22 protein-coding genes and 1 pseudogene are annotated in these 18,397 nt (G+C 68.8%); 11 read left to right on the top strand and 12 right to left on the bottom strand.

Going from position 1 to position 18,397, the window contains the following annotated elements:
- The first annotated feature begins 468 nt into the window (after positions 1-468).
- Positions 469-1,017 (top strand): GNAT family N-acetyltransferase, encoded by a 549-nt coding sequence (locus EFK10_RS11895; RefSeq protein WP_127355691.1) that lies wholly within the window; start codon positions 469-471, stop codon positions 1,015-1,017.
- Between the two features lie 487 nt (positions 1,018-1,504).
- Here the strand turns inward: EFK10_RS11895 and EFK10_RS47285 are convergent, their stop codons facing one another.
- Positions 1,505-1,675, bottom strand: coding sequence for a hypothetical protein (locus tag EFK10_RS47285; protein WP_164835942.1), 171 nt, complete (start codon positions 1,673-1,675; stop codon positions 1,505-1,507).
- 337 nt (positions 1,676-2,012) lie between these two features.
- Between EFK10_RS47285 and EFK10_RS11890 the strand changes: the two genes are divergently transcribed.
- Complete coding sequence (locus EFK10_RS11890; protein WP_127355690.1) at positions 2,013-2,198, top strand: hypothetical protein; 186 nt, start codon at positions 2,013-2,015, stop codon at positions 2,196-2,198.
- Here EFK10_RS11890 and EFK10_RS11885 read toward each other — a convergent pair.
- The 4 genes from EFK10_RS11885 to EFK10_RS11870 all read right to left on the bottom strand — a co-directional run bounded on the left by EFK10_RS11885 (position 2,179) and on the right by EFK10_RS11870 (position 5,455).
- On the bottom strand, positions 2,179-2,967 hold the full coding sequence (locus EFK10_RS11885) for an ABC transporter permease (protein ID WP_127355689.1): 789 nt from the start codon (positions 2,965-2,967) through the stop codon (positions 2,179-2,181). The two genes, EFK10_RS11890 and EFK10_RS11885, sit on opposite strands and share 20 nt — an antisense overlap.
- Positions 2,964-3,971 (bottom strand): ATP-binding cassette domain-containing protein, encoded by a 1,008-nt coding sequence (locus EFK10_RS11880; RefSeq protein ID WP_164835941.1) that lies wholly within the window; start codon positions 3,969-3,971, stop codon positions 2,964-2,966. Before EFK10_RS11880 ends, EFK10_RS11885 begins: the two co-directional genes overlap by 4 nt.
- A gap of 45 nt (positions 3,972-4,016) precedes the next feature.
- Positions 4,017-4,859: a DUF4097 family beta strand repeat-containing protein gene (locus EFK10_RS11875; protein ID WP_127355688.1), complete on the bottom strand. Its 843-nt coding sequence runs from the start codon at positions 4,857-4,859 to the stop codon at positions 4,017-4,019.
- A gap of 83 nt (positions 4,860-4,942) precedes the next feature.
- Positions 4,943-5,455 carry a hypothetical protein gene (locus EFK10_RS11870; protein WP_127355687.1) on the bottom strand — a complete coding sequence of 171 codons (513 nt, stop codon included), beginning with the start codon at positions 5,453-5,455 and terminating at the stop codon, positions 4,943-4,945.
- 432 nt (positions 5,456-5,887) lie between these two features.
- Between EFK10_RS11870 and EFK10_RS11865 the strand changes: the two genes are divergently transcribed.
- The 3 genes from EFK10_RS11865 to EFK10_RS11855 all read left to right on the top strand — a co-directional run bounded on the left by EFK10_RS11865 (position 5,888) and on the right by EFK10_RS11855 (position 7,220).
- Positions 5,888-6,394: a hypothetical protein gene (locus EFK10_RS11865; protein ID WP_127355686.1), complete on the top strand. Its 507-nt coding sequence runs from the start codon at positions 5,888-5,890 to the stop codon at positions 6,392-6,394.
- A gap of 170 nt (positions 6,395-6,564) precedes the next feature.
- Complete coding sequence (locus tag EFK10_RS11860) at positions 6,565-6,852, top strand: hypothetical protein (RefSeq protein WP_127355685.1); 288 nt, start codon at positions 6,565-6,567, stop codon at positions 6,850-6,852.
- Positions 6,849-7,220: a fic family toxin-antitoxin system, toxin component gene (locus tag EFK10_RS11855; RefSeq protein WP_127355684.1), complete on the top strand. Its 372-nt coding sequence runs from the start codon at positions 6,849-6,851 to the stop codon at positions 7,218-7,220. Before EFK10_RS11860 ends, EFK10_RS11855 begins: the two co-directional genes overlap by 4 nt.
- Before the next feature lie 208 nt (positions 7,221-7,428).
- On the opposite strand, the gene EFK10_RS11850 is transcribed toward EFK10_RS11855, so the two are convergent.
- Together EFK10_RS11850 and EFK10_RS11845 are read right to left on the bottom strand one after the other, a co-directional pair.
- Positions 7,429-8,085, bottom strand: a complete 657-nt coding sequence (locus EFK10_RS11850; protein WP_240677159.1) for an LLM class flavin-dependent oxidoreductase — start codon at positions 8,083-8,085, stop codon at positions 7,429-7,431.
- 54 nt (positions 8,086-8,139) lie between these two features.
- Complete coding sequence (locus EFK10_RS11845) at positions 8,140-9,273, bottom strand: acyl-CoA dehydrogenase family protein (protein ID WP_127355683.1); 1,134 nt, start codon at positions 9,271-9,273, stop codon at positions 8,140-8,142.
- 254 nt (positions 9,274-9,527) lie between these two features.
- Here EFK10_RS11845 and EFK10_RS11840 point away from each other — a divergent pair, with 254 nt between their 5' ends.
- From EFK10_RS11840 to EFK10_RS11830, 3 genes are read left to right on the top strand one after another with little or no spacing between them, the layout of a single operon-like run.
- Positions 9,528-9,995, top strand: coding sequence for an SRPBCC family protein (locus tag EFK10_RS11840; RefSeq protein ID WP_127355682.1), 468 nt, complete (start codon positions 9,528-9,530; stop codon positions 9,993-9,995).
- A gap of 36 nt (positions 9,996-10,031) precedes the next feature.
- Positions 10,032-10,565 carry a flavin reductase family protein gene (locus EFK10_RS11835; protein ID WP_127355681.1) on the top strand — a complete coding sequence of 178 codons (534 nt, stop codon included), beginning with the start codon at positions 10,032-10,034 and terminating at the stop codon, positions 10,563-10,565.
- Entirely contained in the window at positions 10,562-11,065 is a 504-nt protein-coding gene (locus EFK10_RS11830; protein WP_127355680.1) for an MBL fold metallo-hydrolase, read from the top strand. The genes EFK10_RS11835 and EFK10_RS11830 overlap by 4 nt, the downstream gene beginning before the upstream one ends.
- Here the strand turns inward: EFK10_RS11830 and EFK10_RS11825 are convergent.
- Positions 10,985-11,374: pseudogene (locus EFK10_RS11825) on the bottom strand (IS5/IS1182 family transposase); the annotation flags it as partial. The gene EFK10_RS11830 and the pseudogene EFK10_RS11825 sit on opposite strands and share 81 nt — an antisense overlap.
- Here EFK10_RS11825 and EFK10_RS53200 point away from each other — a divergent pair.
- On the top strand, positions 11,323-11,547 hold the full coding sequence (locus EFK10_RS53200; protein WP_407647062.1) for a DinB/UmuC family translesion DNA polymerase: 225 nt from the start codon (positions 11,323-11,325) through the stop codon (positions 11,545-11,547). The pseudogene EFK10_RS11825 and the gene EFK10_RS53200 sit on opposite strands and share 52 nt — an antisense overlap.
- A gap of 16 nt (positions 11,548-11,563) precedes the next feature.
- On the opposite strand, the gene EFK10_RS11820 is transcribed toward EFK10_RS53200, so the two are convergent.
- Positions 11,564-11,962: a VOC family protein gene (locus tag EFK10_RS11820; protein WP_127355679.1), complete on the bottom strand. Its 399-nt coding sequence runs from the start codon at positions 11,960-11,962 to the stop codon at positions 11,564-11,566.
- Positions 11,963-12,055: 93 nt separating this feature from the next.
- On the opposite strand from EFK10_RS11820, the gene EFK10_RS11815 reads away from it, so the two are divergent.
- Positions 12,056-13,045 carry a helix-turn-helix transcriptional regulator gene (locus EFK10_RS11815; RefSeq protein ID WP_127355678.1) on the top strand — a complete coding sequence of 330 codons (990 nt, stop codon included), beginning with the start codon at positions 12,056-12,058 and terminating at the stop codon, positions 13,043-13,045.
- Between the two features lie 69 nt (positions 13,046-13,114).
- On the opposite strand, the gene EFK10_RS11810 is transcribed toward EFK10_RS11815, so the two are convergent.
- Positions 13,115-14,239, bottom strand: a complete 1,125-nt coding sequence (locus EFK10_RS11810) for a PH domain-containing protein (protein WP_127355677.1) — start codon at positions 14,237-14,239, stop codon at positions 13,115-13,117.
- 589 nt (positions 14,240-14,828) lie between these two features.
- On the opposite strand from EFK10_RS11810, the gene EFK10_RS49940 reads away from it, so the two are divergent.
- Positions 14,829-15,002, top strand: coding sequence for a DUF6087 family protein (locus EFK10_RS49940; protein WP_322973319.1), 174 nt, complete (start codon positions 14,829-14,831; stop codon positions 15,000-15,002).
- Positions 15,003-15,745: 743 nt separating this feature from the next.
- On the opposite strand, the gene EFK10_RS11790 is transcribed toward EFK10_RS49940, so the two are convergent.
- Positions 15,746-16,915 carry a tetratricopeptide repeat protein gene (locus EFK10_RS11790; protein ID WP_127355675.1) on the bottom strand — a complete coding sequence of 390 codons (1,170 nt, stop codon included), beginning with the start codon at positions 16,913-16,915 and terminating at the stop codon, positions 15,746-15,748.
- 883 nt (positions 16,916-17,798) lie between these two features.
- On the bottom strand, positions 17,799-18,143 hold the full coding sequence (locus tag EFK10_RS11785) for a DNA gyrase C-terminal beta-propeller domain-containing protein (protein WP_127355674.1): 345 nt from the start codon (positions 18,141-18,143) through the stop codon (positions 17,799-17,801).
- Positions 18,144-18,397 lie beyond the last annotated feature (254 nt).

Genomic DNA, 18,397 nt, shown 5'->3' with positions numbered 1-18,397 from the left:
CCAAGCCGTTCACCTGGACCAAGTCCGCCGACGAGATCTTCGAACGCCTCGCCGGCTACCTGAACCGCCTGCCAGAGCCGAAACCCTAGTTATGCAGCCCTTCTAAGACTCGCGACACTAGATCATGCTGAAATTGCCTGGCCAGCACCCGTCGTACCCGAGCGCCAGCCGGAGCGGGAGCGCACCATCAGCATGGGAACCGGCGCGCAGCTGCACCCGTGGGCCGACCGAAACCAGCGAGTTCGCAGGTTCTGAAGGCTGTCGTGGCGCGAACCCGCTGAGAGAGGCGGCCCTGCCGGGGAAGGGCACTCGGGTTCGGGTCCGCTCCAACGCCTGATCGGATCAGCAGCTGCCTTTTTCGCGGACGGCGGGTAGGTGACTCTGCCGCCGGAAGGTGTAGCAGCAGGCGCACGACGCCGTTGGTAATTGCGTTGTCGATCAGCGCTGGGTTGAGGAAGCATCCCGTGCATGGAACAACCTGCTGAGACGCTCAACTTCGATGAGGTTGAGCTGCGTCGGTGGCGCGTGAGCGACGTCGAGACCTTGAACCGCGTGGTCACCGAGTCACTCGCTCATCTGCTGCCGTGGATGCCCTGGGCGGCAAGTCATGACCGCAACGCGATTGCCGAGTATTTGACTCGAAGCGAGGGAGAGTGGGAGTCGGATCAGGCCTATAACTACGCAATCACCTCAGGCGGTGCGGTGATTGGCAGTTGCGGTCTCATGCGACGGATCGGCCCCGGGGGGCTGGAGATCGGCTATTGGCTCCACCCTGAGTGGACGGGGCGGGGTCTCGCCACCATGTCCGCTGCGGCTCTCCTCCGCCAGGGATTCGAGTTGGCGGAGATCGATCGCATAGAGATCCACCATGATGCGGCGAACCATGCAAGTGGAGCCGTCCCCCGTCGCCTGGGCTTCACCGAGGTCGAGCGTCTGCAGGTGCCTGATGGGCCGGTTACTCCCGGCGAGGTGGGGATCGACGTGATCTGGCGCATCCAATCTCCAGCTGCCGAGTGAGCAACGTCAGACGGCGGCGACTTCCTGAATCCCGCATAGCCACGCAAGTTGCTGGCTCAACTCGCCGAATCTGCTGGCAACTCCGGAAACCTCACACGCAGGCGTGAGGACAAGCGGTAAGGCTCTCACCTCCTCACTTGCCCTTGTTCTCGTCGCCATGACCACCGAGGAACCCGCGTGAACTCCATTTTGCAGCCCGCCGGCGACCGCGCCGCGAACCTGCGGGCGCTCGGCTACACCAGCCCCGGAAGCGCCGGGTGACCGCCATGAGTCAGCAGCGGCATATCCTCCACGTTCACTTCCACCTTCCCTCCGGCGACGGGCCCGGGCTGTTCGAGCGGCTACTCGAGGCCGCTGAGGGCATCACCCCGCGCGTCCAGCCTCTGCCGCCGGACTCCGCCGATCTCGATGTCACCGGCGCCTTGGCCTACTTCGACCGGGACGCCCATGACCTGGCCCAGATGCTGCGGCCACGTGGCCTCGGCCTCTACGGGGTGCAGACCACGGTGGGATCGGCCGGCAACCGCATGCTGGCCGCCATGGCCTCCGCCAACTCCCCGCCCGGCCAGATCACCGAGGTCGGCCACGACCAGGCCGCCGTCGCTGCCTTCCTGCGCCCCCGGCCGATTGCCCTCTTGTACGGGGTCGGGCCCGCCACCGCCGCAACCCTGGCTGCGGCGTCGACTTGGTCTTGGAGGCGGTCTCGTTCTCGCCGACTCTCTTTGAGCTGGCGGCGTAGTGCGCTCACGCGACCTGTACACCCACGGGCTCCTGACAAGACCGTGATCAACGCAGCACAGCGTGACCCGGCCAATCAGCCCAAAGCCCCCATTACGCCATCGGCGGCATGTCACACACCATCAGACAAGGTGGCTCCCAAACTCGTTGTCAAAGCAGTGGCTCTCGCTCTCACTGCCCCGCTGGCTCTACTTCACCCTGTCGAAAACAGACGGCCGGATCGTCCCGACATTCCCTTAAACGGATGAGCGGGCTAATTGGAAACTGTTCCGCCGCAGTCCAGTTGGTCCGACGATGTCCGCGGCCCGGGCACGGCGGGCGGCCGAGGACGCCGTGCCCGGGCCGCGTACGCCCACGCGGTGTCGGAGTACGCCGCCCTGGGGCGGGACGAGCTGCGGGAGGTGGCCCGCGCCGTCATGGCGGTTACTTCGGGTCGCGGTTGAACTTCGAGGTCGACCAGAAGTAGCCGAGCACCGCGAGGCCCAGGCACCAGACGACGGCCAGCCACCCGTTGTGGCCGATCTCGCTGCCGAGCAGCAGCCCGCGCAGGGTCTCGATGGCGGGCGTGAACGGCTGGTACTCGGCGATCGGCTGGAACCAGCCCGGCATCGTGTCGACCGGGATGAAGGCGCTGGAGAGGAGCGGCAGCAGGATCATCGGCATCGCGTTGTTGCTGGCGGCCTCGGCGTTCGGGCTGATCAGGCCCATGCCGACCGCGACCCAGGTGAGCGCCATGGCGAAGAGCACGAGCAGCCCGAACGCCGCCAGCCACTCCAGGACGCCGGCATCCGTGGACCGGAAGCCGATGGCCACGGCAACGGCGCCCACGAGGACCCCGCTCATCACGCACTGCAGCACGCTGCCGACGACGTGCCCGACGAGCACCGAGCCGCGGTGGATCGCCATCGTGCGGAAGCGGGCGATGATGCCCTCGGTCATGTCGTTGGAGACGGACACCGCGGTGCCGATCGTGGTGCCGCCGATGGTCATCAGCAGGATGCCCGGGACGATATAGGCGATGTACTCGGAGCGGTCCGCGCCGCCGCCGATGCCCGCGCTCATCACGTCGCCGAAGATGTAGACGAAGAGCAGCAGCAGCATGATCGGGGTGAGCAGCAGGTTCAGGGTGAGGGACGGGTAGCGCCGCGCGTGCAGGAGGTTGCGGCGCAGCATCGTGTTCGAGTCTTGGACGGCGAGGGAGAGGGCGCTCATCGGACGGTCTCCTTGGGCTGGTTGGGGACGTTGGTTCCGCCGGTCAGGGCGAAGAACACGTCGTCGAGGTCGGGGGTGTGCACGGTCAGCTCGTCCGCCTCGATGCCGGCGGCGTCCAGCCAGTCGAGGAGGGAGCGCAGCTCGCGCTGGCTGCCGTCGCTGGGGATCTGCAGCGACAGCGCCTCGTCGTCCCTGGTGACGTCGCGCAGCGCGATGGCGGCGGACTGGTAGGCGGCCGGGTCGGAGAAGCGGAGCCGGACGTGCCCGCCGGGGATGAGCCGCTTCAGCTCGTCGGCGCTCCCTTCGGCGGCGATCTTGCCGTCGTTGAGGACCGCGATGCGGTCGGCGAGCTCGTCGGCCTCCTCCAGGTACTGGGTGGTGAGGAAGACGGTGACGCCGTCGGAGACGAGCTCGCGGATGATCTGCCACATGTTGTGGCGGCTGCGCGGGTCGAGGCCGGTGGTCGGCTCGTCGAGGAAGATGATCCGCGGGTTGCCGACCAGCGTCATGGCGAGGTCGAGGCGGCGCTTCATGCCGCCGGAGTAGGTGGAGGCGGGCTTCTTCGCGGCCTCCGTCAGGTCGAACCGCTCGAGCAGTTCGGCGGCGGTGCGGCGGCCCTCGCTGCGGGAGAGGTGGTGCAGGTCCGCCATGAGGAGCATGTTCTCCTCGCCGGTGATCAGGTTGTCGACGGCGGAGAACTGCCCGGTGACGCCGATCGCGGCGCGTACCGCCTGCGGGTCGGCGGCCAGGTCGTTTCCGCCGACGCGGATGTCGCCGGAGCCGGGATCGGCGGAGATGAGGGTGGAGAGGATCTTGACGACGGTGGTCTTGCCGGCGCCGTTCGGGCCGAGCAGCGCGAAGACGGTGCCTGCCGGGATGCGCAGGTCGATCCCATCGAGGACGAGCTTGTCGCCGTAGGACTTGCGCAGGCCGACGGTGGAGACGGCGGCGGGCGGCTCCTGGCCGTTGCCGCGCTTGGACGTGGGCATGACAGATGAACGCATGAGGCCCTCCCGATCGAAGGCTGGAATGGAGTGAATGGTGGACTCTCAGGCGCGGGCGCGGCGCACGTCGATGTTGCCCCAGCGGGTCCGGGCGCGGACCTCGACGGTGTCCTCGGTCTTCTCCGGGGGTTCGGAGTCGGCGAGTGTGTTGCGCACCTGCCCGCGCTCGGAGCTGACGTCGAGCCAGGCGGCGGTGCCCTCGCGGATGCCGACGTCGATGGCGCCGTAGGAGGTCTCCAACTGGACGGTGCCGCAGGCGACTTCGGCGACGCGCAGGGTGCCGTGGGCGGTGGTGGCGGTGACCGAGCCCTCGGCGCGGGCGATGCTGATGTCGCCGTTGGCGCCGCTCACCCGCAGGTCGCCGGTCGCGGCGCCGACGGTCGTGGTGCCGTGCGAGTTCTTCAGGACGGCGGGACCGTCGACGGTGCCGACGCGCAGGCTGCCGGAGCTGGTGGTGATCTCGGCCATGCCCTCGATCCGGTCGACGGTGATCGAGCCGTGGGAGGCGGTCAGCTGGAGCGGCCCGGTCGTGTCGAGGCGGACGTCACCGGACGAGGTCTTCACGCGGACCTCGCCGAGCCGACCCTCGCCGAGCACCTGGACCCAGGAGCCGGTCATGTCGACGCGCGAGCCCGTGGGCAGTTCGACCGTCACGTCGACGGCGCCGGTGGGCCCGACGAGGTAGCGCTGCTTCGTCCTGACGGTCAGGACGCCGCTCGCGTACGTGACCTCGGTCTGCTCGGCGGCCCGCACGTCCTTGTCCCGCTTCGGGTCGCGGGGCCGCACCTCGACGACCGTGTCGAGGCGGTCGCCCGCGGTGAACCGGATGGAACCGGCGTCCACGCGGGCGGTGGCCGAGATCGGTTCGGGAGTGTCGAAAGAAGGCATGGCTGTCCCGTCCTCATGAGTCCTTGGGTCGTCCCCGCTGGTGGGACATGGTGTGGGTGAAGTGGTGCGGGGCGGGGGCGCGGCTAGCGCACCCAGCCCGTGAAGCTCTGTCCGATGGTGCGGGTCCGCTCCGTCGTACGCGGCCGCGCGCCGCCGTCGACCGCGGCCGACACGGCCCGTACCAGCCATGCGTTGACCGACAGGCCCTCGCGGCTCGCGGCCTCCTCGGCGCGGGTCTTGAGGTGGGCGGGCAGGCGCAGATTGACGCGGGCGGTGCCGCCCTCGTCCGTGTCGGCGGGGACCGGGGCCGGTGCGGGCGCCGGTGCGTCGAGCGGTTCGGTCCGGTCCTCGTGCTGCGGCAGTACCACCACGAAGTCGGGGTCGAGGCCACGCAGTCGTACGTCGACCGAGCCGGGGGCGAGTTCACGGGTGATCTCGTCCATGGCGGCGGACAGCACATTGAGCAGGGTCAGGCGGGTGGCCGACTCCAGCGGCGCGGTCAGCCGCTCGGCGAGCTCGCGGGCTTCGTCACCCCCGGCTTCGGCGGCCACCGCCAGTTCCCTGCGGAGTGTTTCGACGTACGGCGTGAGGTCCATGACGCAATAGTGGCATCACTATGGCGCCATTAGCAAGCCTAAAGGTGCGATACGTGGCGCGGGGTGAGGCTCCGGAGTGACAGATGGGTCCGTTATTGCAGGTCAGGGGTGGACGTGGTTATGGCGCCAAGTTGTCGCGGAGTGGTGTCGCGCGGGGCCGGCTTGGCGTCCTCTAGAACGCTCAGGGCCAGGTGTGGCGCTCAGCCACACGTGGATTCTCGCCGTTCGAGCCTGCCCCCGACTCGCTGTGTTCGATTTACGTTCTATACATTGGCCACAGAGGTACTGAAACGGCTCCCGTCGTACAGGGAGGTGGACAGCCATGCTGCGGACGACCTGCGTTTCGGCACCCATTGCGACGAGCCCGTCCGCAACGCGGCAGCGAGACACTCTGAGGCATCTGGAGAACCCCGGAAGCGCCGGGTGACCGCCATGAGTCAGCAGCGGCATATCCTCCACGTTCACTTCCACCTGTCCGGCGCGGAGCCCGGACTGTTCGAGCGGCTTCTCGGTCTCGCTGAGGGCATCACCCCGCGCGTCCAGGCTCTGCCACCGGACTCCGCCGAACTCGATGTCACCGGCGCCCTGGCCTACCTCGGGCGGGACGCCCACGGCCCGGCCCAGATGCTGCGGCTCCGCGCCCTCGGCCTCTACGGGGTGCAGACCACGGTGGGATCGGCCGGCAACCGCATGCTGGCCGCCATGGCCGCCGCCAGCTCCCCGCCCGGCCAGATCACCGAGGTCGGCCACGACCAGGCCGCCGTCGCCGCCTTCCTGCGCCCGCGGCCCATCGGCGCCTTGTACGGGGTCGGGCCCGCCACCGCCGGAACCTTGGCCCCCGCAGCAGTCACACCCGCAGCCCTGGCCTCCGCCCGAGACGGGCATCGCCCTCGCCACACTGCGCGGTTCGGCCGTCCCTTGCGGGAGCTGCCCCATTGAGACCGCAGTCCGGACCGGACCGGACCGGCGTCATGGACGCGGGGGTGCTGGCGCTCAAAGACCATGGATGGGCGTCTGTACAAGCCCGGCATCCCCCGCCGAGACACCGCGCTTGCCGGCTCTCTCGCCAAGTGGCCAGTACTGACGGTACTGTCGGTACCATGCCTGGAATGAATGTGCCCTTCGAAGACGACGAGCTGACAGCCGTCAAAGCCGCAGCGGCGGCTGCGGGTGTCAGTGCCCGCCAATTCATCAAGGACGCCACGTTGGACAAGGCACTCGCCAAGCGGAACCAGTTCCTGGAGGCGGCCCTCAGCGCGTACGACTACACCAGGGCCGCATTCGCCGAGGTCTGCCCGGACGACGTGGAGCCTCGCACCGTCTTCCTGCAGGACGAGGATGAAGCCGCTCGCCTGCTGGCTGCGCTGGACGAGTCAGCTCACGGGACCGCCGCGTGACCGATCACGCCGATACGGTGTGGCTGCTCCGCCTCGCCGAGCGGATCGACGGCGACCCACAGGTGGATGATCTTGGCCCGCTGTTCGCAGCCGTTGCCCGGCACCGCGCCCGTGCGATGGAACGCGACGTGTACAGCTCTGACTGGCTGAAGGCTGCGGCGCTGCTCCACACGCTCGCAAGGCTCCCGAGTCTTGAGCACTCCAACCGGCAATTTGCCTGGTTGACCGCGGTCGGGTTCCTCAGCGTCAACGGCCATCAACTCGAGTACCCGCCCAAGGCCGCCGCCACCCTAGTCACCGATGCCGGTGCCGGCCGGGTCGGCGTCCAGCAGATCGCTCTCCAATTGCGGCGATGGGCGACATCGTGACCGGTACCCCGCCGGGCCCGGACACCCTGGTCACCGCAGCCCGGTGGGACGACCACCCCGATTACAACTAGACGTGACTCCTCCCCCGGCACGGGGCGAGGAGTGAAATCGTCCGGGCAGTACCGGCGCGTCGTCCGGCTGCCCTCCGGCAGCTCGACGTCCGCCGCACCGCCGCACGTCCCGCCGAGCTCCTCTACAGCGATACCTCCTACCGCAACGCCCTGTGGGTGTTCGCCGCGGTAGCCCTGGCTGGCGCCCTACTCACCGCCCTGATCCCGAAGGCCGGCCGGATCGGCGACGCCGGGGCCGCGGTCGAGGACGGGCAGACGGTCTGACCGTCCGAAACCCCGCCGTCTGACCGCCCCGCGCGATTCGGCCGGCTCCGCAACCGGGCGTGGAGCCAGCCGAGCGCGCTTCTCATGCCGACTCTTCTGGGCCCCGGCCGTGCTCCAGCCCGGGAGCCGATCACGCTGTCGTTCCAGATGCTCGCCAGCTCCTCCAACTGGCGGTCGAGCTCGCGGCCCCGGCGGTGGAAGTCGGCGCCCGAGACCTCGTAGTCGTCGGGCCGGATTCCGGCCGCGACGCCCAGGACCAGGCGTCCCTCGGACAGTTGGTGGATCGTTGCAGCCTGCTTGGCCAGCAGGGCGGTGTTGCCCTGGTAGCCGGGAATCAGCACCTGGGTGGCCAGCCTGATGCGGTCAGTCACCGCCGCGGCGGCTACGAGCGCGACCAGCGGCTCGGACCCGTCGCAGACCAGCCGGTCGAGGACCGCCAGGGTCGAGAAACGGTGCTCCTCGGCGCCCTGGGTCCAAGCCCGCAGTTCCTTCGCGGTCAGGCCGCCGATCATGGTCGGCAGGCCCGACACCGATCTCCATACCGTGGTCCTTTCGAGGTCATGTCGTACTTGACGGGGTTCGCGTCACCGAGTGGTGACAGCAGTTCGGGGTCGCCTGGGTTTGACCGCGGTGTCGGTGAAGGCCGTCGCGGCGCGCTCGAAACGCAGCGCCGCGTGCGAGACCCCCACCGAGATGTCGCGCCAGTGGCGCTGCATCGGGCCCGCCCCGTCCTGGCCGCCGGTGCCAGCGGTCCGCATCAGTTCCTGCGCCGAGCCCAGCAGCAGCTGGCCCACATAGGCGGCGTCCCGGGCGTTGCGGACGCCGTGCCGGCGGGCTTCGCCGGCGTCGAGCGCCGCCGCCACCCGCTCGACGAGGAAGGTGGCGCTGTCCAGCTCGACGGCGGCGCGGGCCAGGGCCAGGTCGTTGACGGCCGTGCCGCCGGGTACGGCCGCTGCCCGCTTGCCGGCCACCAGGTCGACGTACGCCGCGAGCATGCCACCAGCCGCACCGAGGACCGGGGCCACGCAGGTGAGTCCGCCGACCGCCTTCAGCGGCACGTTGTGCTGCGGACGGTCGTAGGTGCTGTTGGCTCCTGCGGCGACCTCGGCCAGCGCGACCGTCCGGTGGGCGGGGACGGTGACGTCGGACAGCACGACCGTATGGCTGCCGGTGCCGCGCATGCCGACGGTGTTCCAGGTCTCCTCGATCGTGAAGTCGGCCCGGGGCACCGCGAAGAAGCGCGGCGGGGCAGCTGCGGGGCCCTGCCGGGGTCCGGCGAGCAGCGCCCATTCGGCGAACTGGGCGCCGCTGACGTAACTCCAGCGCCCGTTCAGGACGAACCCGTCCTCGACGGCCTGCGCCTGGCCGGCCGGGACGAGCCCGGTGACCCACAGGGTGTCCGGGCCATTGCCCCAGAACTCCTCCTGTGCCTCGATCGGCAAGTGGGTGGAGAAGCGGGCCGAGTAGGCGAACATCGTCGCGCACCAGGCGGTCGAGGCGCACGAGCGGCCGATCAGCGCTGCCGCCCTGGTCATTTCGGTGAAGGTACCGTCACTCCCGCCCCACTTGGCCGGAACGAAGTGCCGAGGGAATCCGGCCGCGGTCAGCGCCTGGACGACCTCCTTGCCGAGGGTCCCGGTCCGGTCCACCTCACCCGCATACTGCCCTGCGAGTCCGGCGACGTGGCCGGTGCGGGACACCATATCGTTGGTCAGCATGTCATTCACGTCTTCTGCTCCCTTCGTCCGTACTGATGTCACCAGGACATTACGGTTCGGGCGTCCGACTGCGCGGTGTGACGGCACGGTGCCGGTCGCGCTTCGACATCCGATCCAGGCGCGTTTGAACGCCCCGGTGCGGCGGCCTGCTCCGCCGGGTACCGGCGGGCCGCTTCGAACGGTGCTGTACGGGACGTTGAACGCGGCCCGCGAAGGTAGCCCGGCCAGGGCTTCACAACAGGCGAGGAGGGCTCATGCCCAAACAGTCGATCCCGGACGTACGGAAGTCGGTGACCGTCGCGGCCTCCGCCGAGGAGTGCTTCGAGGCGTTCACCGAGCGCCTGTCCCAGTGGTGGCCGCCGTCCCACGTCCTGGTGAAGAAGGAGCGCGCCGGCCTCGCCTTCGAACCGGGCGTGGGCGGTCGCTACTACGAGTGGGACGTGGACGGCACGGAGGTGGACTGGGGCCGGGTGCTGGTCTGGGAGCCGCCGTTCAGGCTGGCCATGACCTGGCGCGTCGACGGCCGCTTCCAGTCGATCCCCGACGACGAGCGGGCCAGTGAGATCGAGGTGGAGTTCAAGCCGGTGGACGCCGGCACCACCCTGGTGGAACTGGCCCATGTCAGGGTCCACAAGCATGGCGAGGACGCGCTGCGGATCTTCGCTGCGCTCGACGGGCCCAGCCCTGGGGAAACCCTGGAACGCTTCTCCAAGGTCTTGTGATGTCCGACGCACCATCCGCAGAGACGGAGCCGTGCTGTGACCGAACCGTGCAATGCCCTGCTCGTCGAGCCTGACGCCGCAGCGCTCCGAGCGGCCATGGGGCGCTTCCCGACCGGAGTCACCCTGCTCACCCAGGGCAGCAAGGAAGCCAGCCTGGCGATGACCGTCAACAGTCTGGTGTCGGTTTCCCTCGATCCGCTGCTGATCCTGGTCTCCGTCAAGCAGAGCGGGCGGATGCGGCCGGGGGTGGTGCAGGCCGGGAGCTTCGCCGTCAACATCCTGACGCAGACGCATCGCGACCTGTGCGAGGAGTTCGCCCGCCCGGACCGTCCCGAAGGCGCGGCGGTGATGCGCAGGATCGACGCAATCGAGGGCGTCACCGGCAACCTGGTGATGCCCTCGGCGGCGGTGGCCCTGGAGTGCGTGCTGCACGCCGAGGTGCCGGCCGGCGACCACGCGCTGCTGATCGGGCGGGTGACCGTGATCCACCCGGGCGCGCCGAACACCCAGCCGCTGGTCTTCCACCAGGGCTCCTTCACCCGCTTGTCCCCCACCGAGGAGGTTCCATGAGCGCGCCCTCGTTCGTACCGGCCAAACCCGCGCTGCGCGAGATCGCCGACGGGGTGTACGTCTTCGAACAGCCGCCCGGCGGCTGGTGTCTGAACAACGCCGGCCTGATCACCGGCAGCAGCCGCTCTGTACTGATCGACACGGCCGCCACCGAGCAGCGCGCCCGCCGCCTGAAGGCGGAGGTCGAACAGATCGTCCCGAACGGTCCCGACATGGTCGTCAACACGCACTTCCACGGCGACCACGTCTTCGGCAACTTCCTCTTCGCGCCCCGGGCGACGATCGTCGCGCACGAGGGCACCCGCTCGGACATCATCGAGGCGGGTTTCGGTCTGCGCACGCTCTGGCCGACCGTCGAGTGGGGCGCCCTCGAACTGGTGGTGCCGGACCTGACGTTCCGGGACTCTGCCCGCCGCTGCTCATGCGCCCCGCCAGTCCGGGGTGGACGTGCCAGTCAGCCGACGGGCCATCAGGTCGCTTATTGCCCAGTACACCCGTGATTCGGAGCTGGCCGGGCGGTGTTCGTAGTCGCGGACCAGGCGCCGGTGCAGCATCAAGATCCCGTTGGTCTGCTCCACGACCCACCGGTTCGGTTGGGGCACGAACCCCTTGTCGGCTGGGTTGCGCTCGACGATCTCCACGTCGATGCCCACCTGCTCGCCGTGGGCCACGACGGCGTTCTTGAATCCCTGGTCGACCAGGGCTTTCTTCACGGTGTCGGTCTCGGCGGCGACCTTGTCCAGCAGGGCGACGCCGGCTGCGTTGTCGTGGGCGGAGGCGGCCAGCACCACCACCGCGATCACCAGGCCTCACCGTCCGGTACGCCGACCGGACCAGCACCACCAAGACCCGGACCCTGCCAGCGGCCACCAGCGACTCGGCTGCGCTGGCCCGTGCCGCGTACGACCTTCATGCTGTTGGCGCTCCTGGACTCGGCGGACGCGTTCATCGGGAGCCCTGGGATCTCAAGGCTCCCGCGTGAGCGACTGTGCCTGGCGTCAACGTGCGAACTTCTCGATGGCCGCCGGGTTGACGGGGGTGAAGAAGTTGACGAGGTTGCCGTCGGGGTCGCGGAACAGCAGCGACCGGTTGCCCCAGGGCATCGTGGTGGGCTCGTTGACGAAGTCGGTGACGAAGCCGGTCAGGTTCTGGTGAACGCGGTCCACGTCGTCGACGCGGAACTCGGTGATCACGCTGTGGTTGTCCGCCGGGCGGGCAGAGCCCGGGGCGAACAGCGGGACGGTGCGGGTGCTGGCGATCGCGAGGGTGGCGTTGGGGGTCTTGAGTTCGGCGAAGTCCGCAGTGGCCCACATCGCCTGCACCCCTGTGGCTCGCTCGTAGAACTCGACGAGGCGCGCGACGTCGCTGGTAATGATGCGGATCGAGACGAAGTCCATGGTGATCTCCCTTGGCTGATGGAGTCGCTGCACGTCGCAGGCTAGGAGAAATAGTGGACAGAATCGGTCCTGTATTCGCATTAGGCTGTGCACATGCCTCGACCCACCGGCCGCGTGCTGACACTCCTGGAGCTGCTGCAGTCGGGCGGCACTCGGACGGTGGCCGAACTCGCCGACCGGCTCGGCGTTGATGGGCGCACCGTACGGCGGTATGTGGACCAGCTGATCGACCTTGACGTGCCCGTGGAGTCGGTGCGCGGCCGCTACGGCGGGTACCGGCTCGCCCCCGGGTACCGTTTGCCTCCGCTCATGCTCAGCGACGACGAGGCGCTGGCCGTGCTGCTCGGCTTGGTCGCCGGCCGCCGAGCAGGGTTGATGACGACGGAGCGCACGGCGAGCGAGACGGCATCGGCCAAGATCCGGCGAGTGCTGCCCAAGCACGTCGCCCGCCGGCTCGACACACTCCTGGAATCTCTCGCCTTCACGGATCAGCCCGGTGAGTTCGCCACCCCGGACGCCGGGGTCCTGCTCACCATCGCCGATGCGGTACGCCACCGCCGACCGGTCTCGATCAGATACACCGACCGCGACGGCCGGCGCAGCGAACGCACGCTGCACGCGTACGGGATCGTCGCCCATTCGGGCCGGTGGTACGTCACGGGCACGGACCCCGAGATCGGCGAGGACCGAACCTTCCGGCTCGATCGCATCGCAGACGCGAGGACCCTGCCCGGCTCATTCGAGGCGCCCGTGGGTCCCGATCCGGCACAGCGCGTGTTGTCAGGGTTCGCCACGGCCGAGTACCGGCATGAGGTGACCTTGCGGATCTACGGGACCGTTGAGCAGATCCGCGCCCACCTTCCCGCCAGCGTCGCGAGCCTGGAGGAGCACGCGCCCACGGCAGACAAGGACCGGGCGACCGAGCGCTGGCTGCGCGTCGAACTACGGGCGGAGCGGCTCGACTGGTTGCCTCCGGCACTCGCCTCACTCGACCGGCCGTTCGTCATCGAGCGCCCCGATGAACTGCGCGACCTCGTCATCACGCTCGCCGAACGCCTCGCGTCCTACGCCCGCCAAGCCTGACAGCGAGGAACCAATGTCATGAGATGACTTTCGCGAGGTGTGGGCTGGTGACGTGATTGCCGACTGTAGTCAGATTAGAGCGAAGAGCGTCCCCACCACGGAGTACAGCACCAAGAAGTACACGGTGAGCAGCCATGCGAGCGAGACGATGGCCTGCTGCCACCAGCGGGGCCCGGTGTAGGTCGCTCGGGGTTCGGTGGGCGTGTTCTCGGGCGCCTGCCGGTCCGGAGCTAGGTAGGTGCGCCACCAGTAGAGCAGGGTGGCGGTCTTGGCGTCGAACGCGCGGTCCCACAACAGGCGTCCGGCGTAGGGGGCGGGGAGCGGCAGGGGTTGTCCGGCGTTTTCGACTACGTCCTTCCACGTTCCGCGGTGTCGGGTTACGCGGATGTCGCGGATGTCTGTCCAGGCGATGGTGCGGGGCCGTGACAGGGGGCGGCGGATGCGCATGTGTTCGGGGGTGAGCTGGACGACGGGCCGGACCGCGAGGTTGGCGGCGCACAGGAGGAGTATGACTGCGGCTGCTGCTCCGATGGAACAGCTGAGCAAGGTGGCGTGTGTGGCACCGTCGCTGACGAAGCCGGCTACGGCTACCTCGACGGCGACGAGTGTGAGCACGAGGGCGGGAAGCCAGGTCTGGTGGATCGAGCGGCGCGGCGGCAGGCGGCTGGGGAGGGCCGGCGGGGTGGGGGCGGTTTGCTGGCGGTTGATTGAGGCAGGGTCAGTGTGGGTGCGCCAGTAGTGGTGGATCGTGGCAGCTTTGGTGTCGAAGTGGCGGTCCCAAGCCAGTGGCGCGGTGCTGGGCGCCCTGAGTGCTGTGCGTCGGCTGTTGGTTTCGTAGAGCACGATCCGGCGCCCGCCGGAGGAGGGCTCGACGGCAACGTATGCGACGTTGGTCCAGGGGATGGTGCGGCGGCGGAGGTTGTGGACCATGGCGGCGCCCGGGGTGAGGGTGACACCCGTCCACCAGCCGAGGAACCAGCCTTCCGCGGCCAGGAATACGGGAAGGACTACGGACTCGATGCGCAGCCAGGCCGGCATATGTGGGTCTTGGTGCCAGGTGCGCGGGTTCGACGGGCCGACCCAAAGCATCAGGGTCAGAAGGGCGAGGAGGGGCAGGGCCTGAAGCATATTGGCGCGGTAGCGGATGTGTTCGTCTCTGGCAGGGGGGAGGGAATCGGGCAGTTCTGTGGTCACGGGGTCCTCGATCGTGCGCGAGGGGCGGTAGGGATCTTGTAGTGCCGGGAGGAGGTCAGCGGTCCCGTGGCATCGGGGTTGGTGGGCCGTGCAGGCGAGCAGCTCAACGCCGAGGCGGGTCAGTATCGACCACCGTTTACTGCGGAGCGCATGCCGGGCACCGGTCCATCCATCGGCCGGTACCCTTCCGGCTGACCCAGCCATGTCGTTGAGCTTGCCTGCGCACGGCAAGGACGCTGCTGCTTACTGTGCTGACGCGCGCACCGCAGGTGTCGCACGTCAGCTCATAACCCTGCCTAGCCACGCAGGGCATTGTGGCAGCACCGGGAGACCGCGCCTACGCGGGGTCGGTGCGCAGGTCGTCGCTTTCGTTCGCCGACTCATGCCGACGGAGCTCCACAATCGTCCTCATGACCCCGGTTGCTGTCTGAACTTGGAAGACTGGGTGCATGGGCAAGCACTCACGCACTGGGCCGCCCGGGCCGCCGCCGGAGGATCGGCCGAAGCCGCCGCGGTCCGATGACGCGGACAACGCCGACGCGCTGGCGCCGTTCCACCGTCGGCGTCAGCCCCCGATCCAGGGGCCCGGATCCATCGTCCACTGCACGGCGGTGCGAGCCACCTGGACCCTGAGCAGCCCAGACTGCTCAGCGAGTGGGACGGCTACAGCTACGTCCCGGCGGGCATCGCTGCGGACCTGGCCGAGGCCCGCGACTGGGTTGCCGAGCTTCCGCCTGATGCGACCACGGCTGAGGCGGTCTGATGCGGGATAGCCAGCCCATGCCCGTCCCTCCGTCTTCCAGCGCTCAACCTGCCCGCCAAGCGCTTGCATCCCGTCTCGGTGAGATCCTGAGGGACGCGAGGCTGACGGTGCGTGAGCTGGCTGTCCGGTGCGGCTGGAGCGAGTCGATTGGGGCACGAGGGCCCGTATGTCCAGCTCCGTCCGCCGCGCGGCGGGAGGGAATGGGACGTCCGCCCGGAGCGCATCAGGCTGGCTGACGCCAACGACAGACTTCGCGTCGGTGTGGCCGAGGTGAATGCCCACCGCGGGGCGTTCCGGTGAGCGTCCACGTGATCAGCCCCAAGTCCGCCGGCTGACCGAAGAGCCCGCGGCGGAGGCCGCAGGCCGCGCAACCTACACCTGGCGGCCGAGAAGCCGGTGGGTCCGCGCGATGAAGCTGGGTCTTGCTGCCGCAGACTTCGACGAGGGCGTGCCTGAGCGCACAATGTGCGCCGGACAGGCCCACTTACGGCTGCCCGGAATATTGCACGGCCCGCCGGTGAACGCGTCGAGGAGCACCCCCTTGCCGATCGGGCGGTCCAGCCTCACCGTCACCGCGTCGGTGAGCAACTGCGACGTGCACGTGCCGTCGTTGGTGCCGCGGATCGAGCTGGAGAAACCACGCTGTCGCTGGTTTCCAGAACGTCGACGGCTGCTCCGTCGTCGCAGGCCCCGTGCCCCGCCCTTACGGTGACGGCCCGGTCGTCCTGGGCCACGGCCTCGCCTCATAGGGTCAGGTCATCTGACCACGCGGGGTCCATGATCTTCCGGCGGTGTGCGCCGCTCTCGGTGTCAACCTGGATTTCCTCGTGCGGCGGCGACGGCGGCACCTGGTCCGCGGGTGGGAGCACAGGGACGTACGGCTTTGGGGCGAGCTCCGCAGACAATGGGGCATGTACAACATACGGCGGTATTCGATCGCTATGGCCTCTGCCCGTGAGCACCCGCCATAGGCCCCGCGCCTGCAGGGCGGTGCCGAGGTTGTTGAGGGGCCGGCCTTCGCCGTCGTGGTCGCCGAGTTCGGTGAAGCGGGCGGCGGCATGGTGGTGTGCGTCTATGGCTTCGTCGAATCGCCGCACCTGCTGCAGGGCAGTCCCTAGGTTGTTCAGGGCCTGCCCTTCGTCGTCGTGGTCGCCGAGTTCGGCGAAGCGGGCGGCGGCCTGCTGGTGCGCGTCTATGGCCTCGTGGAACCGGCGCACTTGCTGTAGGGCGGTGCCGAGGTTGTTGAGGGCCTGGCCTTCGCGGTGGTGGTCGCCGAGCTCAGCGAATCGGGCGGCGGCATGCTGGTGAGCGTCGATGGCTTCGTCGAATCGCCGCACCTGCTGCAGGGCGGTCCCGAGGTTGTTCAAAGCGCGGCCTTCGCCGTCGTGGTCGCAGAGCTCGGTGAAACGGGCGACGGCCTGCTTGTGAGCGTCTATGGCTTCGTCGAATCGCCGCACTTGCTGCAGGGCGGTGCCGAGGTTGTTGAGGGCCTGGCCTTCGCGATGGTGGTCGCCGAGCTCAGCGAATCGGGCGGCGGCATGCTGGTGAACGTCGATGGCTTCGTCGAATCGCCGCACCTGCTGCAGGGCAGTCCCGAGGTTGTTCAGGGCCTGCCCTTCGCTGTGGTGGTCGCGGAGCTCGGTAAAGCGGGTGGCGGCCTGCTGGTGAGCGTCTATGGCCTCGTCGAATCGCCGCACCTGCTGCAGGGCGGCGCCGAGGTTGTTCAGGGCCTGGCCTTCGCTGTGGCGTTCGCCGAGCTCGCGACAGGCTATGAGGTCCTGCTGGTGGGCCGCTATGGCCTCGTCAAGCCGCTGCACGTGTTGCAGCGCAGTGCCGAGGCTGTTCAGCGCCCGGCCTTCGCCGTGGCGTTCGCCGAGCTCGCGGCAGATGATGAGGTCCTGCTGGTAGCTCATGGTCTCTCCAGGGGCGTCGCGCGCTTCCGCCCACTGCCTGTTCCTCACCGTTGTCGAGCAACGTTGTGGCCAGGGTGGCGGTGCAACCCATTCATGCTGACGCTCTCAGTAATCAGTGAAATACGGAAAGCCGCAACCGCTCCGGTACCGGTCCCCTCAACCGGTTGGCACATTCGCCCGTCTGGCGGACATATGTGCGGTAAGGGGCGCGAGATTGCCGGCCGCCTCGCCATCTCACTCTCCTCCACGACACCGCCCACCGGCTCGCCGGGTCCCTCTGGCGCCGCCGTCACCGGGCCCGGTCCCAGGCCAGCCGCTACCGGCGACAAGCCCCGCCGACATGAAGATGCTCAATCTGGGCGGTGCCAGGGAAGGCGGCGTTGGCGCGTCGGGCTATACACTCCACCGCGAGAACGAGTCCGGTGCTCTGGCGGAGTGAAAACTTCTGTGGACGAAGGCTCATGGTTCCTACACGTTAGCGGCTCTCGCTGAGATGACTTTCCCGCTTTTCTTTGTTGGATTGCCAAGCTGGCCAGTAATGACCTGGTTGGCATAGTAAGCCGTAGTTCGTGTTCTTCGTCAGATCATCGATATCGTCGAGTAGTGCACGCGGAGGAGCGAGTCACGGACCCCTCGGCATGCAGTCGCGAAGCGTCATCCGCGCCGGTTTCTGTGCCGCAGTGAAGCAGCCCGCGTCCATGAGGGCGCGGGCTGCTTCACTGCTGAGGGGCGGGTCAGCGGCGGGACGGTCCGACAGCGACGACGCTTGTACCTTCCGACAGCGGCATGCCACTCCCGTCGCGCTTGCCGCGCTCCTCCGGGACCGGGACCGCCTCACCGTTCGCGGACAGTGCGACGGGTGTGCCGGAGCCGACGTAGGCGATCAGCCGGGGCTCCCCTTGAGGAACTTGTGGCAGCGCACGCCGGCGCCGCCGCGGCCCTTCGCTGGACACTCAGCTGCGGGAGTGACCTTTGCTGACCCGCTGTCGGTGACGGTGGTGACGGTGTCGTCGCCCGCGGTGCGGCCCTGCGCCCGGATCGGTTCCAGAGAGGTACGCAGAAGCTGCGCGTCGGAGGTGATCGCGACGAGTTCCTCGGTGCCGGTGGCGAGCTCCACGGCGGCGACGACAGCGTCGTCGTCCTTGAGCGCGATGACCTCTGTGGCCGGCTTGTTGCCATAGTCAGCGGTCAGGCGCTTGATGACGCCGCGGCGGGTGGGCAGCACCATGCCGGGGCCGTCGGTGAGGCTGGCTACGACGCCGACCCGGCACGGGCGTCGCGAAGTTGATGCGACGGCCCGGCGGTGCGGCCGTACTGCCGGTAGACCGTTTGGCAGCGCAGGCGGACGCGCCGATCGGGTAGGCGGGCCGGTTCTTGCGGCCCGCCCCCACACCACCGGACATGCGGGCCCGCATCCGGCGGTTCGTCTAGCTGATCTCAGGCGGTCCTGAGGCGCTGCCACAGTCCGTGAAAGGACTTGTA

It is taken from the genome of Streptomyces soli (assembly GCF_003999195.1).
Taxonomy (GTDB): domain Bacteria; phylum Actinomycetota; class Actinomycetes; order Streptomycetales; family Streptomycetaceae; genus Actinacidiphila; species Actinacidiphila soli.
Note: the sequence above shows the minus strand (reverse complement) of the source record. Positions and strands in the feature narration are given on the sequence as shown.